Origin of the sequence: Pseudomonas alcaligenes (genome assembly GCF_041729615.1) — a bacterium.
In the GTDB taxonomy this organism is placed as follows: domain Bacteria; phylum Pseudomonadota; class Gammaproteobacteria; order Pseudomonadales; family Pseudomonadaceae; genus Aquipseudomonas; species Aquipseudomonas alcaligenes_B.
Genome location: NZ_CP154874.1, coordinates 2,836,270 through 2,851,668 on the forward strand (window position 1 = coordinate 2,836,270; position 15,399 = coordinate 2,851,668).

At 67.6% G+C, this 15,399-nt stretch carries 15 protein-coding genes and 1 pseudogene; 10 read left to right on the plus strand and 6 right to left on the minus strand.

From position 1 onward, the window contains the following. Position 1: 1 nt before the first annotated feature. Positions 2 to 1,321: an HlyD family type I secretion periplasmic adaptor subunit gene (locus AAG092_RS13725; protein ID WP_373387110.1), complete on the minus strand. Its 1,320-nt coding sequence runs from the start codon at positions 1,319 to 1,321 to the stop codon at positions 2 to 4. A 3-nt stretch (positions 1,322 to 1,324) separates the two neighbouring features. After that, positions 1,325 to 3,034, minus strand: coding sequence for a type I secretion system permease/ATPase (locus AAG092_RS13730; protein ID WP_373387111.1), 1,710 nt, complete (start codon positions 3,032 to 3,034; stop codon positions 1,325 to 1,327). 389 nt (positions 3,035 to 3,423) lie between these two features. Between AAG092_RS13730 and AAG092_RS13735 the strand changes: the two genes are divergently transcribed. Next, the gene (locus AAG092_RS13735; protein WP_110682958.1) at positions 3,424 to 4,179 is read left to right on the plus strand and encodes an ABC transporter substrate-binding protein; all 756 of its coding nucleotides are present in this window, start codon (positions 3,424 to 3,426) and stop codon (positions 4,177 to 4,179) included. A gap of 141 nt (positions 4,180 to 4,320) precedes the next feature. Beyond that, a complete protein-coding gene (locus AAG092_RS13740) occupies positions 4,321 to 5,079 on the plus strand; it encodes an ABC transporter substrate-binding protein (RefSeq protein WP_110683036.1) in 759 nt (252 codons plus the stop codon). A gap of 57 nt (positions 5,080 to 5,136) precedes the next feature. Here AAG092_RS13740 and AAG092_RS13745 read toward each other — a convergent pair whose 3' ends face one another. From AAG092_RS13745 to gpmI, 3 genes and pseudogenes are all read right to left on the minus strand, one after another. Next, positions 5,137 to 6,447, minus strand: a complete 1,311-nt coding sequence (locus AAG092_RS13745; protein WP_373387112.1) for a S41 family peptidase — start codon at positions 6,445 to 6,447, stop codon at positions 5,137 to 5,139. Positions 6,448 to 6,490: 43 nt separating this feature from the next. Beyond that, positions 6,491 to 7,734 (minus strand): annotated as a pseudogene (locus AAG092_RS13750) (murein hydrolase activator EnvC). 107 nt (positions 7,735 to 7,841) lie between these two features. Next, positions 7,842 to 9,377, minus strand: a complete 1,536-nt coding sequence (gene gpmI, locus AAG092_RS13755; RefSeq protein WP_373387113.1) for a 2,3-bisphosphoglycerate-independent phosphoglycerate mutase — start codon at positions 9,375 to 9,377, stop codon at positions 7,842 to 7,844. A 141-nt stretch (positions 9,378 to 9,518) separates the two neighbouring features. On the opposite strand from gpmI, the gene AAG092_RS13760 reads away from it, so the two are divergent. From AAG092_RS13760 to secB, 3 genes are read left to right on the plus strand one after another with little or no spacing between them, the layout of a single operon-like run. Further along, a complete protein-coding gene (locus AAG092_RS13760; protein WP_110682962.1) occupies positions 9,519 to 9,932 on the plus strand; it encodes a rhodanese-like domain-containing protein in 414 nt (137 codons plus the stop codon). 1 nt (position 9,933) lies between these two features. Further along, on the plus strand, positions 9,934 to 10,188 hold the full coding sequence (gene grxC, locus AAG092_RS13765; RefSeq protein ID WP_110682963.1) for a glutaredoxin 3: 255 nt from the start codon (positions 9,934 to 9,936) through the stop codon (positions 10,186 to 10,188). A 35-nt stretch (positions 10,189 to 10,223) separates the two neighbouring features. After that, on the plus strand, positions 10,224 to 10,697 hold the full coding sequence (gene secB, locus AAG092_RS13770; RefSeq protein WP_110682964.1) for a protein-export chaperone SecB: 474 nt from the start codon (positions 10,224 to 10,226) through the stop codon (positions 10,695 to 10,697). 45 nt (positions 10,698 to 10,742) lie between these two features. On the opposite strand, the gene trmL is transcribed toward secB, so the two are convergent. Continuing rightward, entirely contained in the window at positions 10,743 to 11,204 is a 462-nt protein-coding gene (gene trmL / locus AAG092_RS13775) for a tRNA (uridine(34)/cytosine(34)/5-carboxymethylaminomethyluridine(34)-2'-O)-methyltransferase TrmL (protein WP_373387114.1), read from the minus strand. A 139-nt stretch (positions 11,205 to 11,343) separates the two neighbouring features. On the opposite strand from trmL, the gene AAG092_RS13780 reads away from it, so the two are divergent. Genes AAG092_RS13780 through AAG092_RS13800 form a run of 5 tightly spaced genes read left to right on the plus strand, consistent with a single transcriptional unit; the run spans position 11,344 to position 15,399 of the window. After that, positions 11,344 to 12,219 (plus strand): MSHA biogenesis protein MshI, encoded by an 876-nt coding sequence (locus tag AAG092_RS13780; RefSeq protein ID WP_373387115.1) that lies wholly within the window; start codon positions 11,344 to 11,346, stop codon positions 12,217 to 12,219. Next, positions 12,219 to 12,827 (plus strand): PilN domain-containing protein, encoded by a 609-nt coding sequence (locus AAG092_RS13785; protein WP_373387116.1) that lies wholly within the window; start codon positions 12,219 to 12,221, stop codon positions 12,825 to 12,827. The genes AAG092_RS13780 and AAG092_RS13785 overlap by 1 nt, the downstream gene beginning before the upstream one ends. Continuing rightward, a complete protein-coding gene (gene gspM, locus AAG092_RS13790; RefSeq protein WP_373387117.1) occupies positions 12,820 to 13,494 on the plus strand; it encodes a type II secretion system protein GspM in 675 nt (224 codons plus the stop codon). The genes AAG092_RS13785 and gspM overlap by 8 nt, the downstream gene beginning before the upstream one ends. A 4-nt stretch (positions 13,495 to 13,498) precedes the next feature. After that, on the plus strand, positions 13,499 to 13,801 hold the full coding sequence (locus AAG092_RS13795) for a Type II secretory pathway component (RefSeq protein WP_373387118.1): 303 nt from the start codon (positions 13,499 to 13,501) through the stop codon (positions 13,799 to 13,801). 5 nt (positions 13,802 to 13,806) lie between these two features. Continuing rightward, positions 13,807 to 15,399, plus strand: coding sequence for a secretin N-terminal domain-containing protein (locus AAG092_RS13800; RefSeq protein ID WP_373387119.1), 1,593 nt, complete (start codon positions 13,807 to 13,809; stop codon positions 15,397 to 15,399).

The following is a 15,399-nucleotide window of genomic DNA, read 5'->3' on the forward strand; positions in this document are numbered from 1 at the left end:
CCTATTCCTCCTTGAGTGCGCCGCGAATGCGCTTTTCCAGAGGGCTGAGCAGGTACTTGAGGAAGGTACGCTCGCCAGTCTGCACCATCACCTCGGCCTGCATGCCGGGCTTCACCTCCAGGCCATGGGCGCGCAGCCGCGCCACGGCCTCGGTGCCGGCCTCAACTTCCACGGCGAAGTAGGGCATGCCGGTCTGCTCGTCCAGCAGCTGGTCTCCGGAGACAGTCAGCACCTTGCCCTCCACCACGGGCAAGGTGGCGCTGTTCAGCGAGGAGAAGCGCAGGTTCACCGGCAGGCCGATCTTCAGACGGTCAGCCACCAGCGGCTCGAACTTGGCCTTTATGATCCAGGCCGAGCCCTCCGGCACTATATCCATCAAGGGCTGGGCGGCCGGGATCACTCCGCCTTCGGTGTGCACCGCCAGGTCGATCACCTGGCCGGCCACCGGCGCGCGAATGGCGGCATTGGTCACCTCGAACTCCAGGGCCTTGATGCGTTCTGCCAGGCTGGAGGCTTCGGCGGCGACCGTGGCCAGCTGGGACTCGGCCTCGATGCGGAAGCTCTGCTGCAGCTGCAAGGCCTGTAACTTGCTCTCGGCAATGCTCTGGCGGGTCTTGCCGATATCGGCGATGCCCGAGGTCAGCTGGGCACTGAGCTGGGCCGAGTTGCGCTCGGCCTCGAACAGCCGGTTGCGCGGCACATAGCCTTCGGCAGCCAGCTGGCGCAGACCGTCCAGCTCCTTGCGCTGGTACTCCAGCTGGGTTTCCAGATGACGTCTGATCTGTTCGTAGGCGCTCAGTTGCTCCTGCAGCGAGGCAGCCTGGTTCTCCAGAATCTTCTGGCGGCTGGCCAGTTCGGCGCGGCGGGTCTCGAACAGGGTTCCTTGCAGCTCCATGTTGCGTTTGGCGCGCGGGTCGCTCTGCCGGGCCAGCAGGTCCTCGGGCCAGGCAATCGCTTCCAGGCCGTGGCGCTCGGCGCTCAGCCGTGCTTCGCTACTGCGGGCGCTGAACCATTGGCCGAGGGCGACTTCCAACTGGGCCTGGGCCTGCACAGTGTTGAGCTGGATCAGCAGCTGGCCGGCCTGTACCCGGTCACCCTCACGCACCAGGATGTCGTCGACCGCGCCGCCGGCCAGGGCCTGCACGGTCTTGCGCTCACCGGCCACGACGACGGTGCCGTTGCCAGCCACACCCTGGGCCAGGGGGGCCAGGCCGGCCCACAGCAGGAAGCCACCGAGACCGATGGCGATGATCCAGAGCCCCAGCTTGGCGGTGCGAGTGGCATCGCGGATATCGGTGGGCAACGGTGGAGGTACTGACATGGTTCAGCTCGTCTGGGCGCTGGGGGTGGCCGCGGCGGGGAGCAGTGCCTTGAGCACCTGGTCGCGGGGGCCGAACATCTTCTGCGTACCCTCCTGCAGCACCAGTAGCTTGTCGACCACGGCCAGTACGTTCGGCCTGTGGGTCACCAGCACCACGGTGGAGCCATGCTTGCGCAGCGCGTCGATGGCCGCGACCAGGGCGGCTTCTCCGGCATCATCGAGGTTGGAGTTGGGCTCGTCCAGCACCACCAGGGCCGGTTTGCCGTAGAGCGCGCGGGCCAGTCCGATGCGTTGCTTCTGGCCGCCGGAGAGGCCCAGACCACCGGGGCCCAGTGGCGTATCGTAGCCCTGCGGGAAGCGCAGCACCATCTGATGGATACCCGCCAGGGTCGCCGCCTCGATGACCTTGGCCGAGTCGGTCTCGCCGAAGCGGGCGATGTTCTCGGCGACGGTGCCATCGAACAGCTCGATATCCTGCGGCAGGTAGCCGATATGGGGGCCGAGTGCCTCGCTGTCCCACTGGCCGACCTCGGCGCCATCCAGGCGAACCGAGCCGTAGCTGGGTGGCCACACGCCGACCATCGCACGGGCCAGCGTGGACTTGCCTGAGGCGCTGGGGCCGATGATTGCCAGCACCTCGCCTTTGTTCAGTGCCAGATCCACGCCGTTGACCGCTGGGCGCTTGCTGCCCGGCGGATTGACCACCAGCCGCTCGATACGCATGGCTCCGGTCGGGGCGGGCAGGCTCATGCGCTCTATCTTGCGCGGGAATTCGTCGAGCAGCTGGCACAGGCGGCCGTAGCTGGCCTTGGCACTGTCCAGCTGTTTCCAAGAGCCGATGGCCTGTTCGGCCGGCAGCATGGCTTTACTGATCAGGAAGCCGGCCGCCATCATTACCCCGCCGGTAATCTGTCCGTCGAGGATGAGCAGCATGGCCAGGCCCATGGCCAGCGACTGCCAGGCGGTGCGTACCAGGCGGGTGATGGTGGATATCCTTGCCGCCTTGTCGCTGGCGGCGGTCTGCGCGCCGATCAGGCGCTGTTGCAGGGCGCCCCAGCGCAGCTGAAGGTTCTTCAGCATGCCCATGGCCTGGATCACTTCGGCGTTCTGCAGGGTGCTGTTGACGTACTTGGCCGAGTGCACGGAAATCTGGTTGGCCTCGTCCAGACCATCGCGGGTGGCGTGTTCGTTCCACATCGCCAGGCCGAACAGGATCAGTGCGCCGAGCAGGGTGAACAGTCCCAGCCAGGGGTGCAGCAGGCCGGTCACGATGAGGAAGATCGGCATCCACGGAAGGTCGAGCAGGGCGATCAGCGCCGAGCCGGTGAGGAACTGGCGCAAGGCATTGAGATCGCTGAGTACTTGGGCCGGGTTGGCGTTGTGCTCCTTCAGGCTCTTCTGAAACGCCACGCCGAACAGGCGCTCGCCCAGATCGAGATCGATGCCCACGCTCATCTTGATCATCACCTGGCCGCGCACCCACTCCACCAATGAGCTGAGCAGGAACAGGCCGAGGGCCAGCAGGGTGAGCAGCAGCAGGGTGGTTTCGTTGCGACTGGCCATCACCCGATCGAACACCTGCATCATGTAGATGGCCGGCACCACGGTGAGCAGATTGATCACGCCGCTGAACAGGGCGATCACCCAGAACAGCTTGCGGTAGCGCAGCAGAGCGGCGTCGATGTCGCGGGTCGGGTCGAGGCGTAGGCGCATAGGGATGGCAGTCAGATGATTCGAGGCATGATGCCATTATCGGCCGAGAATAGGCATGCTGCAGCGTGTACGCGGATCCCGTGCTGTTGCGTTGCGTTGCGTTGCGTCCGCCGCCGGCTGCGCTCCGGATGCCCCTTTGCCGTGACCCGGAGCTGCCACGGCCCTGCCGGCTGGTTCGTTTCTTGCGTGCCATTGGGCGCGCGCGACTCATCCGGCGACCGCCGGCGTGAGGCAGTTCAACGTAGTTGGCCGCTGACGTGGCACTATGCCCGCTTCCAACTGCGCCGGTCAGTCTGCCGGTCGAAGACCATCCGGGGGTGCAAGGCCCTGTGGGTGGCCATTTGCAGATGAAGTCGCCAAAACAACCACAACTCTGGAGCTGTACTGCAATGCTGAACAATCTGAAGAAGGGCCTCGCCCTCGGCCTGCTCCTGCTGGCCGGCGGCGCCCACGCCGAACTCTCCGAAGACTACAAGGTGATCCTGCTGACGGAGAACTTCCCGCCGTTCAACATGGCCATCGACGAGAAGAACTTCGCCCGCGACGACAACATCGACGGCATCAGCGCCGATATCGCCCGCGAGATGTTCAAGCGTGCCGGCATCGGCTACAACCTCAGCCTGCGCTTCCCCTGGGACCGCATCTATCGCCTGACCCTGGACAAGCCCAACTACGGCCTGTTCTCCACCACCTACACCGAGGAGCGCAAGCCGCTGTTCAAGTGGGTCGGCCCGCTGGCCAAGAGCGAGTGGGTGCTGCTCGCCGCGCCTGGCAGCGAGATCAAGCTGAACAGCCTGGAAGAGGCGGCCCAGTACAAGATCGGCGCCTACACCAACGATGCCGTCAGCCAGCATCTGGAGAGCAAGAAGCTCAAGCCGATCAACTCCCTGCGCGACCAGGAGAACGTGGCCAAGCTGATGAACGGCAAGATCGACCTGTGGGCCACCACCGACCCGGTCGGTCGCTACCTGGCGCGCCAGGAGGGCGTCAGCGGGTTGCAGGTGGTGCTGCGCTTCAACAGCGCCGAACTGTACCTGGCGCTGAACAAGGAAACCCCGGACGAAGTGGTGCAGCGCCTGCAGAAGGCCCTGGACGAGCTGCGCAGCGAAGGCTTCGTCGACCAGATCACCGGCAGCTACCTGTAAGCGCCCGCCGCTGTGGCGGCGCCCGGCCCGCTGCCGGCGGTTTTTCGCCGGCGGCGGGGTTCGTGCTAACCTTCAGCCCGCCCGGGGCGGACCAGCACCGGCCGCCGGGCACGCCTCTCCCGACTCAAGGAACCGCAAATGTTGTCGAAGCGACTGACCCTGCTGCTTCTCGGCGTGGGCCTGCTGTGCTCCAGCCTGGCGCGAGCCGAACTCCCCGCCGACTACCGGGTGGTGCTGCTCACCGAGAACTTCCCGCCCTACAACATGGCGACCAACGGCAAGAACTATGCGCGCGAGGAGAACCTCGACGGCATCGCCGTGGAAGTGGTGCGCGAGACCTTCAAGAAGGCCGGCATTGCCTACCACATGACCCTGCGCTTCCCCTGGGCGCGGATCTACAAGATGGCCCTGGAAATGCCCAACCACGGGGTGTTCGTCGCGGCCAAGCTGCCGGAGCGGGAGAAGCTGTTCAAGTGGGTCGGCCCCATCGGGCCGGATGACTGGGTGATGCTGGCCAAGGCCGACAGCAACATCAATCTGCTCAGCCTGGAGCAGGCCAAGTCGTACCGGGTCGGTGCCTACAAGGGCGACGCCATCGAGGAGCACCTGCTCAAGCAGGGCCTGCAGCCGATCAGCTCGTTCCGCGATCAGGAGAACGCGCGCAAGCTGGTCGACGGCAAGATCGACCTGTGGGCCACCGGCGACCCCGCCGGGCGCTACCTGGCCAAGCAGGAGGGCGTGACCGGTCTGAAGACCGTGCTGCGCTTCGACAGTGCCCAGCTCTACCTGGCGCTCAACCCGGAGACCCCGGACGAGGTGATCGAGCGCCTGCAGAAGGCCCTCGACGGCCTGCGCGCCGACGGCACCGTAGACAAGATCTTCCAGAAGTACGTCGAGTAACGGCGCCGACAAGAAAAAACCCGGGCTTGCCCGGGTTTTTCATTTCTGCCGCCCGGCTCACTCGCCGCGGGTGACGTTCAGCCCCTTGAGCAGGTTGAGGGCCTGGCTCAGCTGGTAGTCGTCGTCCTGCGGGCGCGGGTCCTGGGCCTTCTTGCCGTTGCTCGGCTTGTCCGCGCCGCCATTGCCGTTTCCCAGGTGGCCGGCCAGGTCGGCCTCCTTGACCAGCTCGCCGTCCGCCTCGCGGGTCACCTTGGCACGGGCCACTTCGATGTCCGGGACTATGCCCTGGGCCTGGATGGAGCGGCCGTTGGGGGTGAAGTAGAGGGCGGTGGTCAGCTTCAGGGCGCGGTCGTTGTTCAGCGGCAACACGGTCTGCACCGAGCCCTTGCCGAAGCTGTCGGTGCCCATCAGCACACCGCGCTTGTGGTCCTGCAGGGCGCCGGCAACGATCTCCGAGGCCGAGGCACTGCCGCCGTTGATCAGCACCACCAGCGGCACGCCCTCGCTGGCGTCGGCCGGGTCGGCATTGAAGCGCAGCTCGGAGTTGGCGATGCGGCCCTCGGTGTAGACGATCAGGCCCTTCTTGAGGAAGTGGTCGGACACCTCCACCGCCGCCTGCAGCACGCCGCCGGGGTTGTTGCGCAGGTCCAGCACCAGGCCGCGCAGCTTCTTGCCGTTGTCCTTGCGCAGCTTGGCCAGGGCCTTGCCGACTTCCTCGCCGGTGTTGATCTGGAACTGGGTGATGCGGATCAGGCCGTAGCCGTCGTCGAGCAGCTGGCTCTTCACGCTCTTGACCTTGATCACCGCGCGGGTCAGCTCGACGTCGAAGGGGCGGCCGCCCTCGCGCACCAGGGTCAGGCTGATCGTGCTGCCGGCCTTGCCGCGCATCTTGTCCACCGCCTCCATCAGCGACAGGCCCTTGGTCGGCTGGCCGTCGATCTTGACGATCAGGTCGCCGGGCTGGATGCCGGCCTTGGAGGCGGGGGTGTCATCGATCGGCGACACCACCTTGATGAAGCCGTCCTCGGTGCCGACCTCGATGCCGAGGCCGCCGAACTCGCCGCTGGTGCTCTCCTGCAGCTCGGCGAAGGCCTCCGGCTCCAGGTAGGCGGAGTGCGGGTCGAGGTTGCTGAGCATGCCCTTGATGGCATTCTCCAGCAGGGTCTTGTCGTCCACCGGCTCGACGTAGGCAGCCTTGATGCGGTCCATCACCTCGGCGAAGGTGCGCAGCTCCTCCAGTGGCAGCGGCGCCTTGCCGTTGTCCACCGCGACGGCAGGGGCGTCATCCTCGGCGGCCAGCAGGGTGGGGCTGCCGAGCAGCAGGCCGAGGGCCAGGGCGAGGGGGGTGAGGCGACGGAATTGCTGCATGTGAACTCCCAATGATGAAGAGGCGCCGACGGTACGCGGACCGTCATCCTTGCGCGCGGCACCACTGCGCCGGGTCGCTCGGGCGACCCTGCTGGCGGATGGCGAAGTACAGGGCCGGGGTGTCCTGGCCGCCGCTGGTACCGACCGTGGCGATGGCCTCGCCGGCCTTGACGATGTCGCCGGCGTCCTTGAGCAGGCTCTGGTTGTGGCCGTACAGGCTCAGGTAGCCATTGCCATGGTCGAGGATGACCAGAAGCCCGGCGCCGCGCAACCAGTCGGCGAACACCACGCGGCCGCCGTGCACGGCACGCACCTGGCTGCCGGCACTGGCGCCGATCAGCACGCCATCCCACTTGGCGCGCGCGTCACCGTCGCGCGGCGAGCCGTAGCGCGCCACCAGGCGACCGTTGACCGGCCAGGGCAGCTTGCCCTTGGCCTTGGCGAAGGGGCCGCCGAAGTTGGCGCCCTCGCTGGACACTGCGGGGCCGAGCGGCAGCGGGCGGCTGGCCGGGTTGCGCGCCTGCTGCGCCTGCTGGGCGGCCAGGCGGCGTGCCTCCTCGGCTTCGCGGGCCTGGCGGGCGAGGGTCTCCTCGATGGTCTTGAGCACCCGCGTGAGCTGTTCCTGCTCCTGCTGGCGCGCCTTGAGCTTGCGGTCGCCGGCGCCGTACTCCTTGTTCAGCTTGGCCAGTGCGCTCTGGCGCTCCTTGCGGGCGGCCGCGAGCTGCTCGCGGCGGCTGTCCAGGGCGCTCTTCTGCTCCTGCAGGCGAGCCTGCTGGCTGACGATGTCGTTCTCCACGTTGGCCAGCTGGCGCAGGGTCTCGTTGAAGGTGGCGAGCTGCTCGACCCGGGCCTTGCCCAGGTAGTCGTAGTAGGTGAGGGTGCGCGAGAACTGTTCCGGCTGCTGCTGGTTGAGCAGCAGGCGCAGGGACTCCTGCTGGCCACTCTGGTAGGCGGCGCGGGCCTGTATGGCGATCAGACGCTGCTGTTCAAGGCGCGATTGCTGGAGTTTTTTTTCTCCTGGTCGAGGCGCTCGAGCTCTTCCTCGCTCTTCTTCAGCTCGCTCTCCAGGCCCTTGACCTGCTTCTCCAGGCCACCCATCTCCTTCTCGGTGCGCTGCAGTTCCTTCTGCACGCCGGATTTCTCCTGTTGCAGCTTCTCCAGCAGCTTCTTCAGCTCGGCCACGTCGGCGCGGGCGGCTTCCAGCTGCTTCTGGGTTTGCGCCTTGTCGTCGGCGAAGGCCGGGACGCTCAGGCTGGCGAGGAGTACGAGGGCGAGGGCGCGGAACATGGGCGATGCGGCACCTGGAGCGAAGGAGGGCCTAGTATGCCCGCGGTGTGGCGCAAAAAAAACGCCCGCCGGCCAATGCCGACGGGCGCTTCACGGATTACTCCGGGTTATTGCAGTTCGACTATGGTCTTGCCGGTCATTTCCGCCGGCACCGGCAGGCCCATCAGGGTCAGCAGGGTCGGCGCTACGTCGGCCAGCACGCCGCCGGCGCGTACAGTCGCCGGGCGCTTGCCGACATAGATGAAGGGCACCGGCTCGCAGGTGTGGGCGGTGTGCGCCTGGCCGGTGCACTCGTCCTCCATCTGCTCGACATTGCCGTGGTCGGCGGTGATCAGCGCCTCGCCGCCGACCTTGTCCAGCGCCTCGACGATGCGGCCCATGCAGTTGTCCAGGGTCTCCACGGCCTTGACCGCGGCCGCGAATACGCCGGTGTGGCCGACCATGTCGCCGTTGGCGTAGTTGACCACTATCACGTCGTAGCGCTGCTGGAGGATGGCCTCGACGATGCGGTCGGTGACTTCCGGCGCGCTCATCTCCGGCTTGAGGTCGTAGGTGGCGACGTCGGGCGAGGGGATGAGGATGCGTTCCTCGCCGGCGAAGGGCTCCTCGCGGCCGCCGGAGAAGAAGAAGGTGACGTGGGCGTACTTTTCGGTCTCGGCGATGCGCAGCTGGGTCTTGCCGTTGTTGGCCAGGTACTCGCCGAGCACGTTGGTCAGGGCCTCCGGCTTGAACGCGCTGGGCGCCGGGATGCTGGCGGCGTACTGGGTGAGCATGACGAAGCCGGCCAGCTGCGGGGCGCGCTGGCGGGCGAATTCCTGGAAGTCGGCCTCGACGAAGGCGCGGGTCAGCTCGCGGGCGCGGTCGGCGCGGAAGTTCATGAAGATCACCGCATCGCCGTCTTCCACCCGCACCGGCGCGCCGATGGTGGTGGCCTTGACGAACTCGTCGCTCTCGCCGCGCGCGTAGGCGGCCTGCAGGCCCTCCACGGCGCTGGCGGCGCTGAATTCGCCCCGGCCGTCGACGATCAGGTGGTAGGCCTGCTCGACGCGGTCCCAGCGGTTGTCGCGGTCCATGGCGAAGTAGCGGCCGGTGAGGCTGGCGATGCGGCCCTTGCCGAGGCGAGCGAAGGTGGCGTCGAGCAGCTCGATGGACGGCTGGGCGCTCTTCGGCGGGGTGTCGCGGCCGTCGAGGAAGGCGTGCAGGTAGATCCGCTCGGCGCCGCGTCGGGCAGCCAGCTCGGCCATGGCGACGATGTGGTCCTGGTGGCTGTGCACGCCGCCGTCCGACAGCAGGCCGAGGATGTGCACGGCCTTTCCGGCGCTCACGGCCTTGTCCACGGCGCGATTGATCTCGGCGTTGTCGAAGAACTCGCCGTCGCGGATCGCCTTGGTCACCCGGGTGAAGTCCTGGTACACCACGCGGCCGGCGCCGAGGTTCATGTGACCGACCTCGGAGTTGCCCATCTGGCCGTCCGGCAGGCCCACGTCCATGCCCGAGCCCGAGATCAGGCCGTGCGGGTAGGTGGCGCGCAGGCGGTCGTACACCGGGGTGTTGGCCGCATGGATGGCGTTGTACTCGGGGCTGTCGCTGTGGCCGAAGCCGTCGAGGATGATCAGGACCAGGGGTTTGGGCGTCGCGCTCATGTAAAGCTGGCTCGCTGTGGGTGATCAAAAAAGGTCGCGCATTTTACGGCCATAAGCCCGCGGCGTCACCGCCGGGCGGGGCTTGGCCGACCTGTGGGGCTGTGTATACTGGCCGCCATTTTAAGGCTTTGGAACCTCGCGATGCTGGCCCAACTGATTGAATTTGCCACTAATCACTATGTACTGAGCGCATGCTTCGTCTTCCTCCTGGTGCTGCTGATCGTCACCGAGCTGCGCAAGGGCGGACAGAGCCTGACCAGCCGCGAGCTGACCGCGCTGGTCAACGCCGACCAGGCCGTGGTGCTGGATGTGCGCAACCACAAGGACTTCTCCGCCGGGCACATCGTCGACGCGCTGAACATCCCCTTCGACAAGCTGGCCAGCCGCATCGCCGAGCTGGAGAAGCACAAGGCCAAGACCATCATCGTGGTCGATGCCATGGGCCAGCATGCCGGCTCCGTCGCCCGCGACCTGAAGAAGGCCGGCTACACCGCGGCCAAGCTGGGCGGCGGCATCGCCAGCTGGCGTGGCGACAACCTGCCCGTGGTCAAGTGACATGCCCGAGGTGCTCGTCTACTCCAGCGCCTGGTGCCCCTACTGCATCCGCGCCAAGCAGCTGCTCAGCGGCAAGGGCGTGGCCTTTCGCGAGATCAGCGTGGACGGCCAGCCGGCCGTGCGCGCCGAGATGACCCGCAAGGCCGGGCGCACTTCGGTGCCGCAGATCTGGATCGGCGAAACCCATGTCGGCGGCTGCGACGACCTGTTCGCCCTGGAGCGCGCCGGCAAGCTCGACGCCCTGCTCGGCGCCTGAACCCTTTCAGAAACCCGTAAACAAGAAGAACCGTCATGACCGAACAAGCGAACAACGGCGCCGCCCAGAACAACGAAGGGCCGCAATTCTCCCTGCAGCGCATCTACGTCAAGGACCTGTCCTTCGAGGCGCCGAAGAGCCCGGAAATCTTCCGCCAGGAGTGGGCGCCGAGCGTCGCGCTGGACCTCAACACCAAGCAGAAGACCCTGGACGGCGACTTCCACGAAGTGGTGCTGACCCTCTCGGTGACGGTGAAGACCGGCGAGGAGATCGCCTTCATCGCCGAAGTGCAGCAGGCCGGCATCTTCCTGATCAAGGGTCTGGACGCCGCCTCCATGAGCCACACCCTCGGCGCCTTCTGCCCGAACATCCTGTTCCCCTACGCCCGCGAGGCGCTGGACAGCCTGGTGATCCGTGGTTCCTTCCCGGCGCTGATGCTGTCGCCGGTGAACTTCGACGCCCTCTACGCCCAGGAGCTGCAGCGCCAGCAGCAGGCCGCCCAGGCCTGATCGCGCCGGCGCAGAAAAAGCCGCCCGCGGGCGGCTTTTTGCATTTCAGGAGCCGGCGAAATCCAGCTGCCGCCAGGCCTCGTAGACCACCACGGCCACCGCGTTGGACAGGTTCAGGCTGCGGCACTGCGGGCGCATCGGCATGCGCAGGCGCTGTTCGTCGGGGAATTGCGCCAGTACCTCGGCCGGCAGGCCACGGCTCTCCGGGCCGAACAGCAGCATGTCGCCGGCGCGGTATTCCATCTGCGCGTAGCTGTGACTAGCCTTGGTGGTGAATGCCAATATTCTGTCGGGGCGGATTTCCGTGATACAGTCGTCCAGAGAGTAGTGGCGTTTTAATGTCGCGTATTCGTGGTAGTCCATTCCGGCACGGCGCAGGCGCTTGTCATCCAGTTCGAAACCCAGTGGTTCGATCAGGTGCAGCTGGCAGCCGGTGTTGGCACAGAGGCGGATGATGTTGCCGGTGTTCGGGGGAATCTCCGGCTGGAACAGGACGACATGGAACATTGATCGGGCTCAGGCAGGATCGGTGGCCGCCATTCTACAATGCACCGAGCACGCCCCGCCCATGTAGCGGGAAGGCCGGCAGCGGGGGAAAGCGCAGTTGGTGTGGTTCGCCAGAAGAAGAAAGACAGCGGCAGGACTGTTGGGCATCGAGACCGGCCCCGAGGGCATCGCCCTGGCGCGGGTCCAGCGCGTGCCCGGTGAGGCGCCGCGCCTGCTCGACTGCCTGTTTCGCGCCGCCGCTCCCGCCGAGCAGCCGGCGCTGCTCAAGGCGCTGGTGGCCGAGTTCGGCCTGGCCGACATGGCGGTCAACCTGGTGCTGCACCCCGCCACCTACCAGATGCTCCTGCTCGATGCTCCCGAGGTGCCCGCCGAGGAGCTGCGCGACGCCATGCGCTGGCGGGTCAAGGACCTGATCGCCGAGCCCCTGGAGCAGGTGGTGGTGGACGCCTTCTGCCTGCCCGAGGACGCCTACCGCGGGCGCTCGCGCATGGCCTACTGCGCCGTGCTGGGCAAGGCGCGCATGCAGGCCTGGGGCGACCTGGTCAACCAGGCCGGGCTGCACCTGCAGAGCATCGACGTCACCGAGATGGCCTTCCGTAACCTCGGCCTGCTGGCCGGCGCCGACGGCATGAACCTCGCCCTGCTGCGCCTGCGTTCCAGCGAGGGGCTGATCAGCGTGCAGAACGGCGCCGACCTGTACATGGCGCGGCGCATCGAGCAGGGCCTGGAGCACGCCAGCGGCGACTACGGCGCGGTGACCCTGGAGATCCAGCGCTCGCTGGACTACTTCGAGAGCCAGCTGGGCAAGGGCTACATCAACCGCCTGCTGCTGCTGCCGGCCAAGCGCGACGGTGCCGCGGCGCTGCAGGCGTTGTCCGCCGGGCTGGCGGTCAAGCTGCAGGCGCTGGACCTGCGCCAGCTGTTCCCCGGTCAGGCCGCCGCCGAGCTGGGCGAGGCCGAGCAGGCCTACTGCATGGCCGCCGTCGGCGCCGCCCTGCGCCAGGAGGCGCCCTGATGCAGAACCTCAACCTCTATCAGGTCGAGCGCGCGCGCCGCGCCGGCCCGCAGAAGGCGCAGATGCTGCTCGGCGTCGCCGTGCTGGTCGTGCTGTGCCTGCTGCATGCTGCCTGGCAGGGCTGGCAGCTGCACCAGGCCGGGCAGCGCCTGGCCCGCGCCGAGGCGGCTGCGGTGGAGCAGGAAACCCGTCTGGGCGCGGCCAAGACCGCGTTCGTCGAGCCGCAGCTGGACAGCCGCCTGCCCGCCGAACTGGCCGCGCGCGAGGCGGACAACCGCCAGCTGCAGCGCCTGATCGCCTACCTGCAGCTGCTCTCGCAGCAGCAGAACGCCGGTTTCGTCGCGCCGCTGCAGGCCCTGGCCGAGCATCATCCGCAGGGGCGCCTGTGGCTGAACGGCATCCACCTGGCCGAGGGCGGCACCCAGCTGCGCCTGCAGGGGCGCAGCCAGAACCAGGAGCTGCTGCCGCAGTACCTCGAGGCCCTGGGCCGCAGCCCGGTGTTCAAGGGCCGCGAGTTCGCCCGCCTGGACGTGCAGCGCGGCGCCGACCGCCTGCTGGATTTCGACCTGTCGTCACGTCCCGCCGCGCAGGAGAAGGCCGATGAATAACTGGCTGCAACGCTGGCAGGGCATGGCCCCGCGCGAGCAGTGGCTGACCTACGCGGTGGGCCTGGTGCTGCTCGGCATGCTCTACCTGCTGCTGCTCGGCGACCCGCTGAGCGCCAAGCTGGCACGCCAGCAGGCGGCAATCAAGCTGGCCGAAGGCCGTGGCGCCGAGGCCGCCGCCGGCCTGGCCGAACTGCAGGCCCGGCTCGCCGCCGACCCCAACATTCCCTACCGCAGTGCCCTGCTGGCGGCCTCGGCCAGCCGCGAGGAGCTGCTGCGGCAGATCGACAGCGGCACCGCCGAGCTGGTCACCCCGGCCAAGATGAAGGCCGTGCTGCAGAGCCTGCTGCGTGCGCAGCAGGGCCTCAGCCTGGTGGGCATGCAGAGCTTCAGCGAGCCGGTGCAGCTGGCGCAGGACGATGCCGCCGCGCCGCCAGACGCCAGCGCGGCCGCCGCGCCGGTTGCCGTGCTCTACCGTCACGGCCTGGTGCTGCAGCTGGAGGGCGGCTACTTCGACCTGCTGCAGTACCTGCAGGCCGTGCAGGCCAGCGGCTGGAAGCTGAACTGGGACAGCCTCGACTACCGCGTCGGCGAAGCCGGCCCGGGGCGCGCGCAGATCAGCCTGAAACTCTTCACCTTGAGCCGCGAGGCGGGATGGGTCGGTGTCTAGAAGCGTGCTCCTCAGCCTGTGGCTGACCCTTGGCGTGGCGCAGGCGGCGGTCGATCCGACCCAGCCGCCGGCCGATCTGCAGCCGGCCAGCGCCGCAGCCGACGCGCCGGCGGCGCTCAGCCTGCAGGCCATCCTGCGCGGCGCCCAGGGCAGCCGCGCGGTGATCGACGGCCAGAGCCTGCGCGTCGGCGAGCAGCACGCCGGCCTGCGCGTACTGGCCATCCACCCCCATTCCGTACTGATCGAACGCCAGGGCAGGCAGGAACTGCTGCGCCTGGTCGAACCCGTTGCGAAGCCGAGCCGATGATGCCCATGACTCCGACACTGCCCCAACGCGGCCTCCTGCTGGGCCTGGCCTGCCTGCTCAGCGCCTGCCAGACCTTCATCGACGGCGACCAGCAGCTCTACGAGCAGAGCGGCAAGCTGCTCGACGAGAGCCTGCAGCAGGCCCAGGGCAAGGTCACCCCGCCGCCCGCCGTGCAGGCCGCGCTGATCCCGCCGCTGACCAGCAGCGCCAGTTTCGCCGGCGGGCCGCGCTTCGACGTGGCGGCCAAGGACCTGCCGGCGCGCGACTTCTTCCTCAGCCTGATGGAGAGCGCCGGGCAGAACCTGGTGGTGCACCCGGAAGTGACCGGCAACATCACCTTCAGCCTGCGCCGGGTGACCCTGGAGGAAGTCCTGGCGGCCGTGCGCGACAGCTACGGCTATGACTTCCGCCGCACCAGCTACGGCTACCAGATCCTGCCGAACAAGGTGGTCACGCGCAGCTACGACCTCAACTACCTCAACCTGCAGCGCCTCGGCGAGTCCGACACCCGGGTCAGCTCCGGCCAGGTGGAGAGCAGCCAGAGCAACAGCAGCTCGGACAGCAACGGCACCTCCAGCAGCGACAGTTCGGTGACCACCCTCAACGCCAGCAAGGTGATCACCACCAGCAACGTCGACTTCTGGCGCGAGGTACAGGCCGTGGTGCAGGCCATAGTCGGTGGCGAGGAGGGCAACAGCGTGGTGGTCAACCCGCAGGCCAGCCTGCTGGTGGTGCGTGCCAGCAGCGCCGACCAGGAGAACGTCGCGCGCTTCCTCGAACAGGCCCAGCGCAACCTGCAGCGCCAGGTGATCCTGGAGACCAAGATCCTCGAAGTGCAGCTCAACGACGGCTTCCAGGCCGGCATCAGCTGGGAGCAGCTGGGCGGCGACGGCGGTGCGATTCTCGAGGGCGAGGCCCTCAGCGGCCCCACCGACATCGGCGGGGTGTTCAGCGGCATCGTCACCCTCGGCGACTTCACCGGGCTGATCCAGCTGCTGCAGACCCAGGGCGAGGTGCGCGTGCTGTCCAGCCCGCGCATCTCCACGCTGAACAACCAGAAGGCGGTGATCAAGGTCGGCTCCGACGAGTTCTTCGTCACCGAGGTGTCGTCCAGCAGCACGACCACCACCGCCGCCGGCGTCACCGAGCCGACCCAGGACATCACCCTGACCCCGTTCTTCTCCGGCATCTCGCTGGATGTGACTCCGCAGATCGACCAGAACGACGTGGTCACCCTGCACGTGCGGCCGACCGTGAGCCGGGTCGAGGACCAGAACAAGACCATCGTCCTCGGCGAGGACAACGTGTTCAACCTGCCCCTGGCCCTGTCCACCTCGCGCCAGTCCGACTCCATCGTGCGGGCGCGCAGCGGCCAGGTGGTGGTGATCGGCGGCCTGTTGCAGAACACCAACGAGAACACCGACGCCGAGGTGCCCTGGGCCAGCACCCTGCCGCTGGTTGGCAACCTGTTCAAGCAGCAGCGCAAGGCCCTGCAGAAGAGCGAGCTGGTCATCCTCATGCGCCCGCAGGTGGTCAGCGACGAGGTCTGGCTGGACGAGATCCGGCGCAGCGCGGAAAGCTTCAAGGAGCTGAGGTAA